The 18,485-nt window shown below is 72.4% G+C and carries 18 protein-coding genes; 8 read left to right on the top strand and 10 right to left on the bottom strand.

What is annotated here, in order from left to right; genetic code table 11:
• Positions 1-343: 343 nt before the first annotated feature.
• The 4 genes from ABD160_RS20290 to ABD160_RS20275 all read right to left on the bottom strand — a co-directional run bounded on the left by ABD160_RS20290 (position 344) and on the right by ABD160_RS20275 (position 3,247).
• Complete coding sequence (locus tag ABD160_RS20290; RefSeq protein ID WP_344024801.1) at positions 344-808, bottom strand: excalibur calcium-binding domain-containing protein; 465 nt, start codon at positions 806-808, stop codon at positions 344-346.
• Positions 809-1,219: 411 nt separating this feature from the next.
• The gene (locus ABD160_RS20285) at positions 1,220-1,360 is read right to left on the bottom strand and encodes a hypothetical protein (protein WP_344024799.1); all 141 of its coding nucleotides are present in this window, start codon (positions 1,358-1,360) and stop codon (positions 1,220-1,222) included.
• Positions 1,361-1,386: 26 nt separating this feature from the next.
• The gene (locus tag ABD160_RS20280) at positions 1,387-2,046 is read right to left on the bottom strand and encodes a trypsin-like serine peptidase (protein ID WP_344024797.1); all 660 of its coding nucleotides are present in this window, start codon (positions 2,044-2,046) and stop codon (positions 1,387-1,389) included.
• Positions 2,047-2,473: 427 nt separating this feature from the next.
• Positions 2,474-3,247 carry a helix-turn-helix domain-containing protein gene (locus ABD160_RS20275; protein WP_344024795.1) on the bottom strand — a complete coding sequence of 258 codons (774 nt, stop codon included), beginning with the start codon at positions 3,245-3,247 and terminating at the stop codon, positions 2,474-2,476.
• Positions 3,248-3,319: 72 nt separating this feature from the next.
• Here ABD160_RS20275 and ABD160_RS20270 point away from each other — a divergent pair, with 72 nt between their 5' ends.
• The 6 genes from ABD160_RS20270 (at position 3,320) to ABD160_RS20245 (ending at position 10,207) form a co-directional block, all read left to right on the top strand.
• A complete protein-coding gene (locus ABD160_RS20270) occupies positions 3,320-4,597 on the top strand; it encodes a CaiB/BaiF CoA transferase family protein (protein WP_344024793.1) in 1,278 nt (425 codons plus the stop codon).
• On the top strand, positions 4,594-5,739 hold the full coding sequence (locus ABD160_RS20265; protein WP_344024791.1) for an acyl-CoA dehydrogenase family protein: 1,146 nt from the start codon (positions 4,594-4,596) through the stop codon (positions 5,737-5,739). Before ABD160_RS20270 ends, ABD160_RS20265 begins: the two co-directional genes overlap by 4 nt.
• Complete coding sequence (locus tag ABD160_RS20260) at positions 5,736-7,034, top strand: acyl-CoA dehydrogenase family protein (RefSeq protein WP_344024789.1); 1,299 nt, start codon at positions 5,736-5,738, stop codon at positions 7,032-7,034. The genes ABD160_RS20265 and ABD160_RS20260 overlap by 4 nt, the downstream gene beginning before the upstream one ends.
• Before the next feature lie 189 nt (positions 7,035-7,223).
• On the top strand, positions 7,224-8,837 hold the full coding sequence (locus ABD160_RS20255; RefSeq protein ID WP_344024787.1) for a flavin-containing monooxygenase: 1,614 nt from the start codon (positions 7,224-7,226) through the stop codon (positions 8,835-8,837).
• A 228-nt stretch (positions 8,838-9,065) separates the two neighbouring features.
• Positions 9,066-9,344 carry a YciI family protein gene (locus tag ABD160_RS20250; RefSeq protein ID WP_344024785.1) on the top strand — a complete coding sequence of 93 codons (279 nt, stop codon included), beginning with the start codon at positions 9,066-9,068 and terminating at the stop codon, positions 9,342-9,344.
• Positions 9,341-10,207, top strand: a complete 867-nt coding sequence (locus ABD160_RS20245; protein ID WP_344024783.1) for an MBL fold metallo-hydrolase — start codon at positions 9,341-9,343, stop codon at positions 10,205-10,207. Before ABD160_RS20250 ends, ABD160_RS20245 begins: the two co-directional genes overlap by 4 nt.
• Positions 10,208-10,678: 471 nt before the next feature.
• Here ABD160_RS20245 and ABD160_RS20240 read toward each other — a convergent pair whose 3' ends face one another.
• The 5 genes from ABD160_RS20240 to ABD160_RS20220 form a co-directional block, all read right to left on the bottom strand.
• Positions 10,679-11,125: an HIT domain-containing protein gene (locus ABD160_RS20240; protein ID WP_344024781.1), complete on the bottom strand. Its 447-nt coding sequence runs from the start codon at positions 11,123-11,125 to the stop codon at positions 10,679-10,681.
• Between the two features lie 125 nt (positions 11,126-11,250).
• Entirely contained in the window at positions 11,251-12,663 is a 1,413-nt protein-coding gene (locus ABD160_RS20235; RefSeq protein ID WP_344024779.1) for a phytoene desaturase family protein, read from the bottom strand.
• 100 nt (positions 12,664-12,763) lie between these two features.
• On the bottom strand, positions 12,764-13,153 hold the full coding sequence (locus tag ABD160_RS20230; RefSeq protein WP_344024777.1) for a DUF4870 domain-containing protein: 390 nt from the start codon (positions 13,151-13,153) through the stop codon (positions 12,764-12,766).
• 375 nt (positions 13,154-13,528) lie between these two features.
• Entirely contained in the window at positions 13,529-14,527 is a 999-nt protein-coding gene (locus tag ABD160_RS20225) for an amidohydrolase family protein (protein WP_344024775.1), read from the bottom strand.
• Positions 14,528-14,656: 129 nt separating this feature from the next.
• Complete coding sequence (locus ABD160_RS20220; RefSeq protein WP_344024773.1) at positions 14,657-15,418, bottom strand: EAL domain-containing protein; 762 nt, start codon at positions 15,416-15,418, stop codon at positions 14,657-14,659.
• Positions 15,419-15,735: 317 nt separating this feature from the next.
• Between ABD160_RS20220 and ABD160_RS20215 the strand changes: the two genes are divergently transcribed.
• Positions 15,736-16,740 carry an AraC family transcriptional regulator gene (locus ABD160_RS20215; RefSeq protein ID WP_344024771.1) on the top strand — a complete coding sequence of 335 codons (1,005 nt, stop codon included), beginning with the start codon at positions 15,736-15,738 and terminating at the stop codon, positions 16,738-16,740.
• Between the two features lie 170 nt (positions 16,741-16,910).
• Positions 16,911-17,519 (top strand): TetR/AcrR family transcriptional regulator, encoded by a 609-nt coding sequence (locus tag ABD160_RS20210; RefSeq protein WP_344024770.1) that lies wholly within the window; start codon positions 16,911-16,913, stop codon positions 17,517-17,519.
• Here ABD160_RS20210 and ABD160_RS20205 read toward each other — a convergent pair.
• Positions 17,477-18,478, bottom strand: a complete 1,002-nt coding sequence (locus tag ABD160_RS20205) for a DUF2891 family protein (RefSeq protein ID WP_344024768.1) — start codon at positions 18,476-18,478, stop codon at positions 17,477-17,479. The genes ABD160_RS20210 and ABD160_RS20205 overlap by 43 nt on opposite strands.
• Positions 18,479-18,485 lie beyond the last annotated feature (7 nt).

The raw sequence follows: 18,485 nt of genomic DNA, 5'->3' as shown, positions 1-18,485 counted from the left end.
GCGTCCGCAACAGCGGCTGCGCTGAGCTCGGGTTCGGCGACCTGGTCCAGAGCCTGGATCGTCCGCGGGGGAAGTCCCCGAACTTGAGACGGGGCGACGATAGAACTGCTGGCCCCGCGTAGGGCGCCTACGCCCCATCGTCCTTTCGGAAGGTCGTCATAGGTCTCAGCATCTCCCTCTGCCGGAGAAGTGTCCACGTCGTGGTGCCGGCCGCAAGGGCGCCTTCGGCGTCGCTCCGCGATGGCGGCGCCACCCTTGCCCCTGACTTGCGACGAGCGGAGTGGCCTGTACGAGGGGGGAAGGGGGGAGGTACGGGCACGCCCCGCTGGCCGCAGCGTGGTCGTCATCCTTCGCCGCAGTACCCGTCGTTGTCTCCGTCGCGCTCGCCCGGCAGGCACGGGTGTCCGGAGTTGCCCGATCGCGGTCGGGTGCCGCCGCTGCTGCTGTCATCGTCCGCCGGCGCCCGCGGAGCCGGCACATAGGTGTCCGGTGAGCTGTTGTCCGAACCGTAGGTGTGGTTCTCACACGCCACGCCATCGTTGTCCGGATCTAGCTGCTCGGGGTCGCCGGGGAGCAGCGCAGCCTGAGCGTCGGTCTGTGAGCTGAAATCCGCGCAGTCACGGTCGGCGATGGGCTGTGCGGGAGCAGGAGCGTTGTAGGCCGTGGTCGGCGCCGCCGAGGTGGTGGGCGGGGCGGCAGTCGTCGTTGTCGGCGGAGCTGCCGCGGTCGGAAGCGCCTGGTCCGAAGGCTCGTCGGAACCGCCCAGGCACGATGCAGCGAGGCCACCGATGAGGAACAGGATGACCAATAGGCACCCACATCCGAGAAGGGGGTTACCCTCCTGCTTCTTGTCGGTCGAGGTCTCCTGAGATGCCACCGTCGGACTCGCGTTCTGAGGGGAGTAGTAGGGGGAGCGCGCCCGTGCGACTGGCTGTCCGGAACGCGACCGTATGGTCGGTTGCGGGCCGCAAGGTGTTACTGCCCCATCACAGCGTGCGACCTGGCCGTCGATCGCCACGGAGCTCGACGGGACTTCTCGGGAAACGAAACCACGCGACAAGCGCCGGAATCGACCCCGACGACCACTGGTCCGCGGGTGAGAATCTGCAGATCACGCCAGTGTTGCGGCAATTTGATCAACAGCCCGATCCGGTAGCCGGCCGGAGAGCGGAGGTTGGCGGAGTCGGCGCCTGCGGCGCTCAGCAAGTGAGACGAGCGGTCAGCGCGTGCCGCGGTCGGCCGCCTCGTAGAGCTGCTCGGACTCGGCGCTGAGCGGCGGCCCGACGACGTAGCCGTTACCGGCGCCGGACTCGACGGCGGTGAGGTAGCCGAGACCGGTGGCCGGGTCGATGTCGGTCATCCACGCCGATCCGGACGATCCTGCGGTCAGGTCGCAGTCGACGCGGACGAGCTCACCGTCGGGGCCGCCGATGTCGTGGGCGATCCCTGCACAGGACTGCTGGGTCTGGCCGTCGTAGGGCGGCTCGCCGGGGTAGCCGGTGATCGTGACCGGGCCGCCGGCGGGTTGTCGAAGGAGAACCCCTGTGCGCCGAGGACGTCCTGGGCGCGGTTTCCTGCGGCGTCGGGGGCGAGACGGACGAAGGCGATGTCGTGTTCGGAGCGGAACTGCGCTCCGGCGCGTCCGGCGGTCTGCTGCCAGGCCGCGGGGACCCAGGCGCCTTCGAGGTCCCAGATGCCGAACCGGCTGTCGCCACGACTGTAGCCAGGGTGGAACCGCAGTCCCTCCACCCAGCGGTCGTCGGCGTAGACGCAGTGTGCCGCCGTCGCGAGGACGCTGCCCGAGTTCGAGGAGACCATCGTGGCCGTGCACGCCTTCTCGTCGTTCGCGAGGATCCCGACCGTGGACGGGGCCGGACCGGCGCCGTCGGAGTAGCGGGCCCGCTCGGCCAGGTCGAGTCGGGCTGCCGCCGAGGGTGTCACCCCGGAGCCGCGGGAGTCCGTGGTGAGCCACCAGCCCACCAGGCCGACCGCCCACCCCAGCAGTAGTACGGCGACCGCGATGACGACGATCGTCCGTCTCGTCATCGGTGGACCGGTGATCTGCAATGCTCCGCCCCTTCGGTGCCGCCTGCGCCCCGTGCGTGGGCGGAGCACGGATCCCAGCAGTTCAGCCCGGCCACCGAAGTCGATCGAGCGAGATCGTTCCCGCCCGCTAACGAGTGGGAGCCCCCGACCGCCGGTGTGCCCGCGTGCCGCACGAAGACGTGCTGATGGACCGTGCGGGACCTGGCGGCCGATGATCGCGGTGAAGACGCCCTCGATATCGAGCAGCCGACGTAACGCTCGTGCGGTGAGCCAGGCGGCCCTCCGTGATGGTGAGGAGATCCCACGTGGCGACATGGCGTCATGGCTCGACGAGGAGGTGGCCGACGAACCCGAGGCCGTCGGCGAGCGCATGGTTCTGCACCACGAATCGGCGGCACTCAGCTGCGCCCGCCGGATTCTCCTCAAGTCATTCCGGGGGCGCACCGACGCTGAACGACGGCTGGTGGCGCCGCAGCGTCTCCACCAGCTCGTCGCATCGGGCGGAGATGTCGTGCCGGGTTCCGACGATTCCGATCGCGGCCCTGGTCCGGCCGTTCTCCTTGACGGCCACCGACACCCCTTCGCCGATGTCGGAGACGTGCGGGGAGGCGCAGATCCCGGTTTCCTGCAGCTCCTGGAGGTGGTCCAGGAAGGGATCGACGTACTGTTCCTCGTTCCGCGGGAGATTCCGCAGGTAGGTCCACAGGGTGCGCTGTTCCATGCCGGCCAGGAGGACCCAGCCGGACGACGCCCGTATCAGTGACCGTCGCACCCGGTTCTCCGCGAGGTACGCGTATTTCGGATCGTTCGACACATGGTCCACATAGAACAGGTCGTTGGCGACCGCGATCGAGAGGACCGTCGTCAGGCCGGTTTCCGCGTGTATCGCTTCCAGGTGCTCGTGGGTCACCTTTCCGGGCATGTACCGGCCGGCCATCAGGTTCAGCAGGTAGGGCGCGGCGCCCAGCGTGTAGCGCCGCGCGCGCTCGTCCAGATATCCGGCGACGACGAGCCCGTTCACCAGGGTCTGCACCGTGCTCAGCGGTGCCTCGGTCCGCGCGGCCATCTCGGTGAGGGTCAGGCCCTCCGGCGATCGTGCCGCCTCCTGGAGCAGGACCGCCATCAGGTCGACCATGCGGTGCCGTGGTCGTCCGCGGCCCCGCATCGCGCCGTGTGTCGTCATGACCGCCTCCTCGTCCATCGTAACTGCAACGTATATACGTAGCTTTACACGTACTTGCGGACTTCGCAGTTAAGTGGCACAGTTCGGCTTGTGCGAGACATCACAGATGATCCGGGCGGCCCGGCCGGCGCGGCCTCGCCCCGCGCGGTCGGACCGTTGGACGGCGTTCGCGTCATCGATCTCACGACCGTCGTGATGGGTCCGTATGCCACGGCCGTGCTCGGCGATCTGGGTGCTGATGTGGTCAAGGTCGAGCCGTTGGAGGGCGACATGACCCGCGGCATCGGCGCCCGTCGGCACGCCGGGATGACCGCGATGACGCTGAACCTGCAGCGCAACAAGCGCAGCATCGCGCTGAACCTGCGCGAGCCGGACGGGCTCGCGGCGCTGCGGCGGCTGGTCGAGGACGCCGACGTGATCGTCACGAACCTCAGGCCGCGGTCCCGGGAGCGCCTGGGCATCACTTACGCGGCGCTGTCCGAGTGCAACCCGCGGCTGGTGATGTGCACCGCGCAGGCCTACGGCTCCCGGACGGACCTGGCGGACAGCCCGGCCTACGACGACATCGTGCAGGCCGCGTCCGGCGCGGCGCTGCTCACCGACCGGGTCCACGGCCGGCCGAGCTACGCCCCCTACGTCATCGCGGACAAGGTGGTCGCGCTGCACATCGCGGTCGGCGCACTGGCGGCGGTGCTGCGGGCCCGCGTGACCGGCCGCGGACAGAGTGTGGACATCCCGATGGTCGACGCGATGATCGCGTTCAACCTGGTCGAGCACCTGGGCGGGCACACCTTCGATCCGCCCGAGGGGGACTTCGGCTGGTCCCGGATCCTCGTGTCGGAACGCCGGCCGCACCGCACGGCCGACGGGTGGATCTGCATCATGCCGTACTCCGACCAGAACTGGCGGGACTTCTTCGCCCTCGCCGGCCGGCCCGAACTCGCCGACGATCCGCGGTTCCGCGAGGTCAACGAGCGTCACCGCAACATGGACGAGCTGCTCGGCACCGTCAGCCGGATCGCCCGGCACCGGACGACCGAGGAGTGGCTGGAGCTCTGCGCGAAGCACGAGATCCCGGCGAGCGAACTGCTCGATCTCGCGGCGGTGGGGGAGGACGACTACGTCCGCGAGCGGAATCTCCTGCGCAGCGTCGAGCACCCGTCCGAGGGCCGCTACTTCGTGACCCCGACACCGATGGACTTCTCCGAGACCCCGATCGGACTCACCCGCCACGCCCCACGACTCGGGGAGAACTCCGCCGAGATCCTCGCCCAGGCCGGCTACTCGCCTGCCGAGGTCGCGGACCTGTTCGCCCGCAGGGTCGTGGCGGGTGACCACCCGGCCCCCGTGAACGAGGAGTGCGCGTGAGCACCTCGACCGTCACCGACCGGCCGGCGCCGGAGCTGCGCGAGCTACGGACCGAGGTGCGCCGCTTCCTGGCCGCAGCCGTCGATGCGGGTGTGTTCACCCCCCGCGTCAACAGCTGGCTCACAGGCTGGGACGAGTCGTTCAGCCGCACGCTCGCCGAGCGGGGCTGGGTCGGGATGACCGTTCCGGCCGGGTACGGCGGCCACGGCCGGAGCCATCTCGAACGGTTCGCCGTGACCGGGGAGCTGCTCGCCGCCGGCGCCCCGATCGCCGCCCACTGGATCGCCGACCGGCAGATCGCGCCCTCGATCCTCAGGTACGGCACCGAGGAGCAGAAGCGGTACTACCTGCCTCGGATCGCCTCCGGCGGGTACTACTTCGGCCTGGGCATGAGCGAGCCCGACGCCGGCTCGGACCTGGCGAGCGTCCGTACCCGCGCGGTCCGGGTCGACGGTGGGTGGCAGCTCACCGGCACCAAGGTGTGGACCTCCGGCGCGCACCGGGCACACGCGCTGGTCGTACTGGCCCGCACCGCGACCGATCCCGACGACCGGCACGCCGGGCTCAGCCAGTTCGTGGTGGAGCTCGGCGACCCCCGGATCCAGGTCCGACCGATCATGTCGATGAACGGGGAGCACCACTTCAACGAGGTGGTGCTCGACGAGGCGTTCGTCCCGGATGCCGGCGTGCTCGGCACCGTCGGGAACGGCTGGACGCAGGTGACCTCGGAGCTCGCCTTCGAGCGCAGCGGCCCGGAGCGGCTGCTGTCGACCTACCCCCTGCTGCAGGAGCTCGTCGCCGCCACCGGCCGCGGCTCGGTGCCCGCCGACGCCCGGATCGGCAGGCTCGTCGCCCGTACCGCGGCCCTGCACCGCATGTCCGCGGACATCGCGGAGACCCTCGCGCGGGGCGACTCGGCGGCCGGCGAGGCCGCACTCGTCAAACTGCTGGGGACCCGGCACGAGGGCGACATCGCCGACGTCGCGGACACGCTCGCGGGTGGCCTCCCGCCGGACCGTGAACCCGCGCTGCAGGACCACGTACGGACCGGCCTGCTCGAGATGCCCGGCTTCACCCTGCGCGGCGGCTCGAACGAGGTCCTGCAGGGGATCGTCGCGCGCCGGATCGGGGTCCGCCGATGAACGCCCGCAACGTCGACCCGATGCTGGCCGACACGATCGACTCGGTACTGGGTGACCGGCGCGGCCGGCCCGCCGACGGCCGCGGCGCCACCTCCTTCGACCGGGAGCTGTGGACCTCGCTGACCGATCTCGGGTTCGCCCGGCTGACCACGCCGGAGACCTCGGGTGGCAGCGGCGCGGGCGGGCCGGCCGGGGCGTACCTCGCCCGCAGGCTGGCCTTCCACGCGCTCGACGTCCCGCAGGTCGAGCACGACCTGCTGGCCGGGTGGCTGCTGGACCGGACCGGGCTTCCCCCTGCCGGGGACGGGGGTGTCGACACCGTCTGCGTCCTCGATGACGACGGGCGCGGGATCGCCCCGTACGGCGCCGTCGCCGACCGGGTCGTCCTGGTCCGGCCGGACGGCGACGGGTGGCGCGTTGCGGTGGCCGCACCCGCCGATCTCGTCCTGGGACACGGGACGAACCCGGCGGGCGAGCCCCGGAGCGCCGTCGTGGCCACGGGCCCCGTGCACGGGGTGCCGGTCGATCGGCGCCTCGTCGAGGACCTGCTGCTGCGCGGGGCGCTGGCCCGCGCCGCGCAGATCTGCGGCGCCCTCGAGCGGGCGGTCGAGCTGAGCATCCAGCACGCCGGGACCCGGGAGCAGTTCGGCCGCAGGCTGGCGGACTTCCAGGCCGTCCAGGCCCTGATCATCGACGCCGCCGCGGAGACCGCCCTCGCACTGGCCGCCGTCGACGGCGCCGTCGACCTGGCCGGGGCCGCGGATCCGGGCCTGCCGTTCGCGGTCGCGGTCGCGCGGTCCTGCACCGGACACGCGGCGTCGGTCGTGACCCGCAACGCCCACCAGGTGCACGGCGCGATCGGCACCACGGCGGAACACGACCTGCACCGGTCCACCACCCGGGCGCTCGCGTGGCGCAACGACTACGGACACCTCCATGGATGGGACGACGCCGTGACGACGATGGCCGCGCGGGCCGGCGACCGGGCACTGTGGCCGCTGCTGCTGTTCCACCTCGGCGGCCCGGTGCGGGGCTGGGCGCCGGGCCTCGTCCCCGGCTCGGAGGCCGGGCCCTTCAGCGTCCCCGCATCCGCCGGTCCCACCGGACCTGTGGGCCGCGCGGGCGGCGACACAGCCGCCGGACCTGCCGACCTCGGCGACCCGGTCGGACCTGACGACCGCGACGGGACCGGCCCGGGCGAACCCGCGGGACCGGCATCCGCCAGGGCCGCGCACGCCGGCCTGCGCGAACCCGCCGGACCGGCACCCAGCCGGTCGCGACCGTCGCGGACCTGACCGCCGCGGCCCCCCGCGCCGCCGAAGGCCGCGCATCCCGGACACCGGATCCGTCATCGCCGTCGCACGGCCGATGCCGCCACCGCCGGTACTGCCTCCATCCGATCCCCGCTGGACCTCGCCAGGGGTCCCGCATCGCCATCCGTTCAACTCTCAATGTCGATTCTCAATGAGGAGAGGGACTTCACCATGGCCACTACCAGCACCAGCGTCGACGAGCTCGACGTCCTGATCGTCGGGGCCGGCTTCGCCGGTCTCTACCAGCTCGAGAACCTCCGCAGACGCGGGTTCACGACCAGGATCCTCGAAGCCGGCGGCGGCATGGGTGGCATCTGGTACTGGAACTGCTACCCGGGTGCCCGGGTGGACAGCGAAGGTCCGATCTACCAGTTCACCCGCGACGACCTGTGGAAGGATTTCGGGTTCTCCGAGCTGTACCCGGGCTGGCAGGAGCTGCGTCGCTACTTCGCGCACGTCGACCGGAAGCTCGACCTGAGCAAGGACATCCGCTTCAACGCCCGGGTCGAGTCGGCGACCTTCGACGAGCGGACCAACCGCTGGACGGTCGAGGCGGGTGACGGCTCGACGACCAGTTGCCGCTTCCTCGTGCTCTGCACCGGCTTCGGCTCGAAGCCGATCTTCCCGGACATCCCCGGCCTGGACGACTTCACGGGCGTCAGCCACCACACCGGCCTGTGGCCGCAGGAGGGTGTGGACCTGCGCGACAAGCAGATCGCGATCATCGGTACCGGTGCGAGCGGGGTGCAGGTCGCCCAGGAGGCCGCGACCTGTGCCGCGCAGCTGACGATCTTCCAGCGCACCCCGGTGCAGGCGCTCCCGATGCGCCAGTTCGACCTCGGCGACGAGGACAACGAGCGGATCAGGCTCGATCTCGAAGACCGCTTCAGTCGCCGCGGGAGCACCTTCGCCGGCTTCGAGTGGGACTTCATCCCCACGTCCGCGCTCGCGGTCAGCGAGGAGGAGCGCACCGCCACCTACGAGGAGCTGTGGGAGGGCGGTTTCAAGTTCTGGCTCGGCACCTACCAGGACGTCCTGTTCGAGGACGAGGCGAACGACACCGCCTATCGCTTCTGGCGGGACCGCACACGCGCCCGCATCAAGGACCCGGTGCTGCGGGAGAAGCTCGCACCGCTCAAGAAGGCCTATCCCTTCGGTGTCAAGCGCCCCTCGCTGGAGCGCACCTACTACGACATCTTCAACCAGGACAACGTCGAGCTGGTCGACCTGCACGAGGATCCGATCGAGCGGATCCTCCCGAACGGGGTCCGAACCGCCTCCGGTGATCGCGAGTTCGACATCATCGTGCTCGCCACCGGCTTCGACGCGGTGACCGGCGGGTTGACCGCGATCGACATCCGGGGCACCGACGGCCGCTCGCTCCGGGACAAGTGGTCCACCGGTGTCGAGACGTACTTCGGGGTCGCAACGGCGGCCTTCCCGAACATGTTCTTCCTCTACGGCCCGCAGAGCCCGTCCGGCTTCTGCAACGGTCCGACCTGCGCAGAGCTGCAGGGCGACCTGATCCTCGACACCATCGATTACCTGCGCGACAACGGGTACAGCCGGATCGAGTCCGAGCCGGACTCGGACCGGAACTGGACATCGCACGTCACCGAGCTGACCGAAGCCGGCCTCTACGACCGGGCCAACTCCTGGTACATGGGCGCGAACGTCCCCGGCAAGCCGCGGCAGCTGCTGAACTACCCCGGCGGCCTGCCGACGTACTTCCGCAAGTGGTCGGAGATCGCGAACGCCGGTTACAAGGGCTTCGCACTGAGCTGACCGCGGCCCACGACGAGCGGCGGCACCGGACGAACCCCGGCGGGGCCGGTGACCTGCCGCGTACACGAGCCGCGCCCACGAACGAGCGGGCGGCGCGGGCGCGTCCGGGCGACCGGCCCGCCGCCGCACCGCGATGCGCGCACGCGCGCGACAGAGCCGGCCGACCACGGCCGGCATCCCGGCGCACTGTCCGACGGCAGTGAGCCCGACATCCCGAGGAGACATGTCATGGCGTTCTTCACCGTGGTCTGGAAGTACACCGAGGACACCGATCTGATCGACAAGGCGCGCGGCCCGCACGGCGCATACCTCAAGGAGCAGGTCGCGGCGGGCACGATCCGCGTCGCAGGCCCGTTCGAGGACGGCACCGGCGGCATCCTCGTCGCCGAGGTCGCCGACGTGGCCGAGCTGAAGTCGGTGCTCGACGGCGACCCGTACGTCGCCGACGGCGTCGTCGTCGACACCCGGATCTTCCCGTTCAAGCCGGTGCTGGGAGCGCTGGCATGACGGCTCCGGCCCGCTCCGCTCCGCAGGAGTCCGTCGACGTCGGCGACATCCGGATCACCTATCTGCCCGACGGCGACGCCGTGGTGTCGGCGGAGGCGGTCTTCCCGACCGGCAACGCCGAGCTGTGGGAGGCCCATCGGGAGCTGTTCGACGCCGACGGCCTGCTGATGCTGACCATCGGCGGGTTCCTCGTCGAGACCGGCGGCGAGAAGATCGTCGTCGATCTGGGATTCGGGGACATGACCGTCCCCTTCGAACCCGTCGGCGGGGAGTTCCGCGGCGGACGGCTGCTGTCCAGCCTCCGCGCGGCCGGGGTGGAGCCCGCCGAGATCGACACCGTGTTCTACACGCACCTGCACCTCGATCACGTCGGCTGGACCGCCCAGGACGGCAAGCTGACCTTCCCCAACGCCCGCCACCTGGTCGGCGACGGCGAGTTCGAGTTCTGGCAGGGCGTCACCGACGAGCGGCTGATGGTGGTCGGGCCGCACCCGGTGGCGGTGCAGGCGCCGCTGCGCGACCGGGTGGAGTCGGTCGCCGACGGTCAGGCCCTGGCGCGCGGGGTGAACGTGCTCGCCAGCCCGGGCCACACCCCCGGCCACTGCTCGCTGGTGGTCTCCTCCGGCGTCGAGCGCGCGATCATCCTCGGCGACGTCGTGCACTGCCCGCTCCAGCTCGGCGACGACGACCTGCGGATCATCTTCGACGTCGACCCGGACACGGCCGCCCGGACCCGCGACAGGATCGCCGCCGAGCTCGAGGGCACCCCGTCGACGATCGGCGCCGACGCGCACTTCAGCGGTTCGGCGTTCGGCCGCGTCGTCCGGGGCACCGGGAGGCGGTGGGTGGGGCTGTCGTCCTGATCCGGCCGCGACCGGCCGGGAGCCCGGGTGAGGTGTCGCGGTGAGCACGGCGAGACCTCCGGGCGGAGCGGATGTGCCCGACGCACCTGCTCCGCCCGGAGGTCCGCCACCCGGCGAGCCCCGCCACGGGCTCGACCGGCGCGTCGAGGATCGCCAGGGCCCGGGTCCGGGCCTCCGCGACGACGTCGGGCCGGATGCTCGAGGGAGGGAACCGGCCGATGCCGCCGTCCCGCGGACGACCGGCCACCGGTCAGCGCGCCGGACGGGCGAGTGCGCGGGCGGCGCCGTCGGAGTAGCGGGCGCGCTCGGCCAGGTCGAGTCCGGGCGGAGCACGGATCCCAGCGGGTCGGCCCGGCCACGGAGGCCGATCGAGCGAGATCGTTCCCGCCCGCTGACGAGCCCGTCGCCGACGTTCCCCGGGAGTCCCGCCCCCAGGGGGCTTCACCAGGAAAACCCCGGGCAGCACGGCGGTCACGTGGTGCCGGCGGCATGGCGCACCTGCCGTGCGAACTCCTCCAGGCCGCCGAGAGTCCGTGTGGGAGCCCCCGACCAGTCGGGGGACTCGTCCCAGCGGAGGTCCGCCGGTGTGCCCGCATGCCGCACGAAGACGTGCTGATGGACGTGCGGGACCTGGCGGCCGATGATCGCGGTGAAGACGCCCTCGACGTCGAGCAGGCGACGTAACGCTCGTGCGGCGAGCCAGGCGGCCGTGGCCATCCCCTGCACCTCCGTGATGGTGAGGAGATCCCACGTGGCGACATGGCGTCGTGGCTCGACGAGGAGGTAGCCGACGAATCCGAGGCCGTCGGCGGCGGGAGCATGGTGTGTCACCACGAATTCCTCGGTGGTCCATGCGACCGGCGCGACGAGCGGGCCACGGCCCTCGTGTTTGGCGCAGATCAGGCAGTCCTCCACCATCCGCCGAGGTTACGGCCGATGCCCGGCGATTCCGATCGCGACCCGGAGCCGCGACAGGATCGCCGCCGAGATCGAGGGCACCCCGTCGACACCTGGTGGCCGTCCCGCGGACGACCGGCCACCGGTCAGCGCGCCAGACGGGCGAGTGCGCGGGCCGCGGCGTGTGCACCGCACATCCCGTGCGCACCCGGGCCCGGCGGCGTCGCCGCCGAGCAGAGATAGTGCCCGGCCGCCCCGGTGTCGTAGGGCTGCAGGGTCGTCCGGGGCCCGAACACCAGCTGCCGGAGGTCCTTGGCGCCGGTCAGGATGTTGCCGCCGACGAAGTTGGGATTGCCCGAGAACGCCGCCGGGTCCGTGCTCGTCGTGGCGACGATCCGGTCCCGGAACCCGGGGGCGAACCGCTCGATCTGGGCGGTCACCGCCTCCGTCGCGTCCCCGGTGTAGCCGTGCGGGACGTGGGCGTAGGCGTAGACCGGGTGCACGTCCCCGACCGCCCGGGTGGGATCGGCGAGGGACTGCTGGCCGACCAGGACGAACGGCCGTTCCGGCATCCGCCCGGCGTGCACCTCCCGCTCGACGTGCGCGGTCTCCGCCGCCGGGCCCGCGACGTGCACCGTCCCGGCCCGCCGGGCACCTGCTGCGCTCCACGGGATCCCGTCCTGCACCGCGTAGTCGACCTTGAACGCCGCCGGGCCGTACCGGAACCGCCGGTAGGAGCGGGCGACCCGGGCCGGCAGCAGCTCGCCGAGCAGTGCGGGCAGCTGATCGGGGCCGACGTCCCACAGCGTCACGTCCGACGGCGGCAGCTCGCGCCACGAACGGACGTGCACGCCGGTCTCGATCCGGCCGCCGTGTTCGGCGAGCACCGCGGCGAGCGCCGCCGGGATGGCGCCCGACCCGCCCTCGGCGACCCCCCAGCCGTGCCGGTGGCCCGCGGTCAGGATCCCCATGCCGATCGCCGACGACAGCGGCCGGTTCAGCGGCCGGAAGGCGTGCGCCGCGGTGCCCAGGAACAGCGCCCGCCCCTGCTCCGTGCGGAACGCCCGGGCCAGGACCTCCGCGGGGAGCACCGTGGGCGCCCCGAACCGGGCGATCCGCAGGGGATGGCCGGGGACGCGCAGCAGCGGCCCCATGATGTCGGCGGAGAACTCGTCGTAGTGCCGCGACGGGCCGCCGAACAGCGCTCGCCACAGCGCCCCGTCGGCGCCGAGCCCGGCCGCGGTCTCCTCGACCGAGCGGTGGAGCAGACCGGCCCCGCCGCCGTCGAGCGGATGTGCGCAGTCGATCTCGGGCAGCCGCCAGCGGAGGCCGTGGCGCTCCAGGTCGAGGTCCCGCAGCGCGGTGGACCCGATGGCCATCGGGTGCACGGCCGAGCAGTGGTCGATGCGCAGGCCGGGGACGAGTGCCTCGATCGTGCGGGTGCCGCCGCCGATCTCGTCGCCGGCCTCCAGCACCGTCACCGTCACCCCGGCCCGGGCCAGCACGGCGGCGGCGACGAGCCCGTTCGGCCCGGAACCGACGACCGTCGCCTCGCTCATGGAAGCGCCCCTTCGCTGATCGTGCCCCTGCCCGCGGACGCGACGTGTCAGCGGTACACCGGTGGCGCGCCGTGCGGGCGTCGCCGGTGGAGCGTCCGGGTCAGGACAGCACGCGGAGCTGGAAGGGGTAGTCGTAGGTCTCGTTGTTCGGCGCGCGGATCGCGCCCTTGATGTGGCACCACGCGGACACCACGAACAGCGCGAGCAGCAGCGGCACGGCGACGATGATCCCGATCACGGTGAAGATCAGCAGCCAGCTGACGACGAACAGCACCCAGAACGTCAGGTTGAAGTTGAACGCCCCGGCGGCGGCCCGGCGCGCGAACGGGTCGTCCTTCTTGATCAGCCAGACGAGCAGCGGGCCGAGCAGGCTCAGCAGCCCGGCGCTCAGGACCGCGGCGATCGGCGCGGAGAGGTGGGCGAGGACGGCCGCGATCCGGCTGCCCTCGGACGGCCGGGGTGCGGACGGGCTGGGGTACGGATACGACATCGGGAGCCTTCCTCTGGTCCGCGAGCCCTGGTCGGCCGGGCATCGGCGCGACCGGATGACGGCCGCCGGTTGCCACCAGCCTGCCAGCTCACGGCCCGTCCGCGGGGTCCGGCCGGCCCGGGGCCGGGGCTGCGTCACCCGGACGGACGACCGGAGCGGAGAGGAATCGGCGGACACCGGGGGCGGGCCGCGCCGGCCCCCGGTGTCCCCCGGGCCCACCGTCCGCCCCACGACCGGCGGCCCGTCCTCGGCCGGTCCTGATGGAGCGCGGCGGGCAGGGGTTCCGGGTACCGGCGCCGGGGGGCAACGCCGGTACCCGGAACGGACGCGGACCGGGTTCCGTCCCGGGGAAGAAACGGAGTCCGGTCCGCAGCTCTAGGCGGTCGGGATCCGCAACAGCTCCGCCGCGTTGAGGCGGCCGATCCGATCCGCGTCGTTCCGGTTCAGCGGGGTCGCGTCGAACCAGGTTGCCGCCTCGTCCATGGACTCGTACGGGTAGTCCGCCGAGAACAGCACCCGGTCCGAGCCGATGGTGCTGATCGTGTAGGCGAGCGCCTTGGTGTCGAAGTGACCGCTCGTGGTGAGCACGAAGTTCGACGTGAAGTACTCCATGACGGTCCGCTTCGCCGCCCCGAGCCCGGTGCCCTCGCGCTGCTTGTGCAGCCGGTGCGCGAGCCGGGGCAGCAGGAACGGCATTGCCTCGCCGAGGTGCCCGACCACGATCTGCAGGTCGGGATGCCGGTCGAACAGCCCGGACAGCATCAGCCGCACCGCGTGGGTCGCGGTCTCGTGGCCGAAACCCCAGGCCGAACCGACCAGCGACCCGTAGCCGTCGTAGATGCCGCGGGAGCTCGGATGGGGTTCCCGCGGATGCAGGTACACCGGTACGCCGAGCTCGGCGGCCATCTCCCAGAACGGTTCGTAGGACGGGTGGTCCAGGTAGCGGACCCCGCCGTTGGGCAGGTCGGTGTAACCGTTGACGAGCGCGCCCTTGGCGCCCAGCTCGGTGACGGTCCGCTGCAGCTCGAGGGCGCCCGCGTCCGGGTCCTGGACGGCGACGGTCGCGAAGAACGCGAACCGCGAGGGGTGCGGCCGGACGAACGTGTCGTGGATCGTGTCGTTCGTGTGCCGGGCGACCGTGCCGGCCACCTGCGGGTCGGGGATGCCCTGCACCCCGGGGGAGGTCAGCGACAGCACGGACACCGCGATGCCCGTGCGGTCCATCGTCGCGATCCGGTCGTCCACGTCGAGCAGCCGACGAGCCACCTCGGCCATGTATGCCGGCCCGTTCCGCGCGGCCTCCCCGGCGTCGTCCCAGTACTGACCGTTCTCCCGTGTGGAGAGGTGCTCCTCGAGCGCGATCTTGTCCTGCACGTGGTCATCCCCTCCTCGTCCGGACCCTGTTCACCACCCTGACGTTAGAACGGTGGAACGGTCGCGTCTGGCCGGATCGGGACCGATCTCTGGCCACCTGGCGCGGGGGATCGCCCGGCCGGGTGACGGTCAGGCCACCGGTGCCCGCCCGGCCGGCGCCGGCCTGCCGAACAGCCACCCCTGGCCGAGGTCCACCCCTGCGCCGGCGCAGCGTTCCGCGGTCGCGACGTCCTCGATGCCCTCGGCGACGGCCACCGCGCCGAGCTCGTGCACCAGCTCCAGCGCCCGGCACAGGGCACGGCGGCCGCGCCCGGTGTGGATCAGCCGGATCAGCGCGCGGTCCAGCTTGACCACGTCGAACGGGTACTCGATCACCCGGGCCAGCGTGCTGAGGCCGGCACCGAGGTCGTCGGCGGCGATCCGGACCCCGGCCCGCTGCAGCGTCGTCATCGCCGCCCGGAACCAGTCGGGCTCGCGGATCACGCCGGTCTCGGTCACCTCGAGGAGCAGGCGGTCCGGCGGGAACGCCCGCAGGGTGCAGGCGTCGAGCACCCGGCCCGGGAAGGTCGGGTCGCAGAAACCGGCGACGTCGACGTTGACCGACAGGAACCCGCCGCCGCGGACGACCTCCATGCCGTCCAGCAGCGCGCGGGTGGTGAGGCCGGGGAGCCTGCCGGTGTCATCGGCGATCGGCACGAAGTCGGCCGGGGCGACCTCGCCGAGCTGCGGATCGGTCCATCGGGCCAGGCTCTCGACGCCGACCGTCGTGCGGCCGGTCAGACACACGATCGGCTGGTAGGCGAACCGGACGTGGGCGAGGAAGTCCGGCCGGCACAGCCGCTGGGTGATCAGCGCGGCCCGTCCGGGGAGGTCGATCGTCGCCTCGTGCATCGTCGCTCTGCCTGCCTCTCGTCGACGACTGTCTGGCGACGCTAACGGGCGCCGGGTTGCGCCGTCTGGCCGTTCCGCGCGGTTCGATGGTCACCGAGCGCGACATCATCACACAGACGTCCCTCCTGGGTGGGATCGAGGCGGACCGGAACCGGCACGACGATCACATCGGGTGCCTTCGGCCGGCCGTTACCGGTCACTGGATCCCCCACCCGGGTGGCCCGGTCCGGGGCGTTGTCCGGCGTCACGATCGCCGATACATTGGTACTCGTCCTGTAACAGTGCCGACGGCGAGCAGGGTCGTGGCGTGGAGTGTCATGAGGGATTCCGCCGGAACCGGCCGGTCGGAGCCGCACAGCGGCCCGGACACCCGGCTCGACACCACCGACATCGAGTACGCGCGCGCCGTCGTCGGGGAGGCCTACTGCCCGCACACCATCAGCGTGCGCGGGGCGCCGGCCCGCTTCCACGCCGTCCAGTCGTCGCTGTCCGACGGCCCGGTCGCGCTCGACGAGCTGCGCTACGGCACCGAGTGCGATGTCGTCCCGATCCGGCCGCTGTCCCAGGTCTACTGCATCATGCAGCCCGCCTCCGGTGCGATCACGGTCAGCGCCGGCCCGGCGTGCGAGCTGCTGGTGCCCGGGCGCTCGGTGGTGCTCGACGCCGAGATCGAGTTCCGGATGCGCTGGCACGACGACGTCACGATCACCAACCTGCGCTTCGACCGCACGACCTTCGACACCGCGGTCGCCGACGTGGTCGGGCAGGAGGTGGCGCAGGCCCGGCGGTTCCTGCTCGCCTGCCCGCGCTCCGAGCGGGACGCCCGGCTCTGGCGGTCCGGTCTGCGGCTGGCCGAGGCGTCGTTGCGGGACCCGGGCCTGTCCGCGGCGGGCCCGCTCTGGCGCGCCGAGCTGCACCGGCACCTGGCGGAGCTGCTGGTGGCGACGCATCCGAGCGCCGGGCCGGCCGGTACCGGGTCCGCGGAGCCGGCGCCGCCGTCGTCGGTGGCCCGGGTGATCGACCACCTGAACGAGCACGCCGGCGAGCCGTTCAGCGCCCGGGCGCTGGCACGCGCCGCCGGGACCTCGGTCCGGTCGATGCAGGAGGCGGTCCGCCGGGAGCTGCAGACGAGCCCGCTGCAGGCGCTGATCCGGGTCCGGCTGGCCAAGGCCCGGGCCGAACTCGCGGCGGCGGAGCCCGGCGCGATCACCGTCGCCGACGTCGCCACCAGGTGGGGGTTCGGCAATCTCGGCCGGTTCGCCCGGCGGTACGCCGAGGAGTTCGGTGAGCTGCCCTCGGAGACGCTCCGCGGGCGGCGCTGAGCGCGACCGGCCTGCACCCGCGCGTCGCTCGGTTATGCTCCCCGGGTACGACACGGCCGGAAGCCGGTCCTGGTCGCGACCCGCTGGTCGCCCCCCGGGGCCGGACGACGCGGAGGGAAGCATCGCCCATGCTGACGGGCGGCCCGACTGGCCCCGATCACTCCGGCCCCATGCGTGACGGGACGTCCGAGACCGATGCCACGGCCGCCCGGATCCTCGTCGCCGCCCGGCGGGTGGCCGAGGAGTTCGGGCTCCGCCGCTTCACGATGGACGAGGTCGCCCGGCAGTGCGACATCGCCCGGGTCACGGTGTACCGCTACTTCCCGCGCAAGGACGAACTGATCCGCGCGCTGGTGCTCGAGGAGCTGCGGCTGTTCACCGAGGAGGCAGACAAGGTCGTCCGGGGTGAGACGACGGTGGACGGCACGATCGTCGTCGGCGTCCGGTTCTGCGTCGGCTACCTGCGCAGTCACGTCGTGCTGAACCGGCTGCTGCGCACCGAGCCCGAGGTGATCCTGCCGCACCTGACGACCTCGGGCGGGCCGGTGCTCGCGATGGCGACCGAGTGGATCGGCGAGCACGTCCGCCGGGAGATGGACGTCGCCGGGCTCGCCGTCCCGCCGGAGCACGCGGAGCCGTTCGCCGAGCTGCTCGTGCGGACGGTGATCTCGCTGGTGCTGACCCCCGGCACGCTCGACCTGGACTCCGACGAGGGCTGGGAGCGGGTCCGCAGGCTCTACGTGGCGCCGTTCGTGGCGATGCTGCGCCGGGACGGCTGATCCGGCCGGCTGCGCAGCGCGTCCCAGGCGAACGTGGCGAGCCAGTGGGTGGCCACGAAGTCGCGGTTCGCCAGCGACCGCAGGCCGTGCCCGAGCAGCTCCTCGGCGGCCGCCGCGAGCTGCGCGTCGCCGAGCACCGCGGCGAGCCGGTGCGCGGCGCCCGCCCGGGACAGGTTGAGCCCGTCCAGGTGCACCAGGTACGGATCGCCCGGGTCGCTCACCTCGACCGGCGCCAGCAGCGGCGCCGGGTCCGGGAGGAAGCCGTCGAACCAGGTCGCGAACTCGTCGGCGGGCAGGACGCGGGCCATCAGGTCCGCCTCGCAGAGCCCGGCGGAGAGGAAGTCCTGCCCGGACAGCTCCCACCGGGCGGGCCAGCCGCGGTCGCCGGAGAACAGCCGGCGGGCCGCGTCGGCGATCCGGTCCGCGTCGTCGGTGCGGCCGAGATCGAGCGCGGCGCCGTGCAGCAGGGTCAGGCCGAACGCCGTGTTCGAGTGCAGCCCGTGCCGGACCGGATGGTGCAGCCGGGGGAGCCAGCCCGCGGTCAGCCGGTACACGGTGTCGGTCAGCGGCTGCAGCGCGTCCCGCCAGTCCGGCCGGGGCAGCCGGGCGCAGGCGGCGGTGAGCCGGGCCGCCCAGGCCCAGCCGTAGGGCCGCTCGAACACCGGGTGCGCGTCGAGATTGGCGGCCTCGCCGTGCAGCCGGTCCGCGGTCAGCGTCCGGCCGAGGACCGCCGGCAGCTGCGGGTCGTCCGCCCCGGCCAGCAGCAGCTCGACGCCGAGCCAGTGCATGTGCACGCAGGAGTGCCAGTCGAACGAGGTGTGGAACGCCGGGTGCACCCGCTCCGGGGTGATCCCGGACCGGACCTCGCCGGCGTCGGCCAGGTGGACGAGGTGGTACGGCGCCGTCGTCGTCAGGTTCTGCAGGACGACGGCGGTGAAGTCGGAACGGCTCGGGATCACGGTGCGG

The organism is Pseudonocardia kongjuensis (assembly GCF_039526905.1).
GTDB lineage: Bacteria > Actinomycetota > Actinomycetes > Mycobacteriales > Pseudonocardiaceae > Pseudonocardia > Pseudonocardia kongjuensis.
The sequence above is the reverse complement of the archived record's forward strand: the minus strand, read 5'-3'. Positions and strand labels throughout refer to the sequence as shown.

Bases quoted from the DNA above. Each gene is read 5' to 3' on its own strand.
- ABD160_RS20250 (WP_344024785.1), top strand. From the start codon at position 9,066: ATGGCGTTCTTCACCGTGGTCTGGAAGTACACCGAGGACACCGATCTG.
- ABD160_RS20215 (WP_344024771.1), top strand. From the start codon at position 15,736: ATGAGGGATTCCGCCGGAACCGGCCGGTCGGAGCCGCACAGCGGCCCG.
- ABD160_RS20235 (WP_344024779.1), bottom strand. From the start codon at position 12,663: ATGAGCGAGGCGACGGTCGTCGGTTCCGGGCCGAACGGGCTCGTCGCC.
- ABD160_RS20275 (WP_344024795.1), bottom strand. From the start codon at position 3,247: ATGGACGAGGAGGCGGTCATGACGACACACGGCGCGATGCGGGGCCGC.
- ABD160_RS20220 (WP_344024773.1), bottom strand. From the start codon at position 15,418: ATGCACGAGGCGACGATCGACCTCCCCGGACGGGCCGCGCTGATCACC.
- ABD160_RS20240 (WP_344024781.1), bottom strand. From the start codon at position 11,125: ATGGTGGAGGACTGCCTGATCTGCGCCAAACACGAGGGCCGTGGCCCG.
- ABD160_RS20280 (WP_344024797.1), bottom strand. From the start codon at position 2,046: ATGACGAGACGGACGATCGTCGTCATCGCGGTCGCCGTACTACTGCTG.
- ABD160_RS20210 (WP_344024770.1), top strand. From the start codon at position 16,911: ATGCGTGACGGGACGTCCGAGACCGATGCCACGGCCGCCCGGATCCTC.
- ABD160_RS20255 (WP_344024787.1), top strand. From the start codon at position 7,224: ATGGCCACTACCAGCACCAGCGTCGACGAGCTCGACGTCCTGATCGTC.
- ABD160_RS20285 (WP_344024799.1), bottom strand. From the start codon at position 1,360: ATGACCGACATCGACCCGGCCACCGGTCTCGGCTACCTCACCGCCGTC.
- ABD160_RS20230 (WP_344024777.1), bottom strand. From the start codon at position 13,153: ATGTCGTATCCGTACCCCAGCCCGTCCGCACCCCGGCCGTCCGAGGGC.
- ABD160_RS20245 (WP_344024783.1), top strand. From the start codon at position 9,341: ATGACGGCTCCGGCCCGCTCCGCTCCGCAGGAGTCCGTCGACGTCGGC.
- ABD160_RS20260 (WP_344024789.1), top strand. From the start codon at position 5,736: ATGAACGCCCGCAACGTCGACCCGATGCTGGCCGACACGATCGACTCG.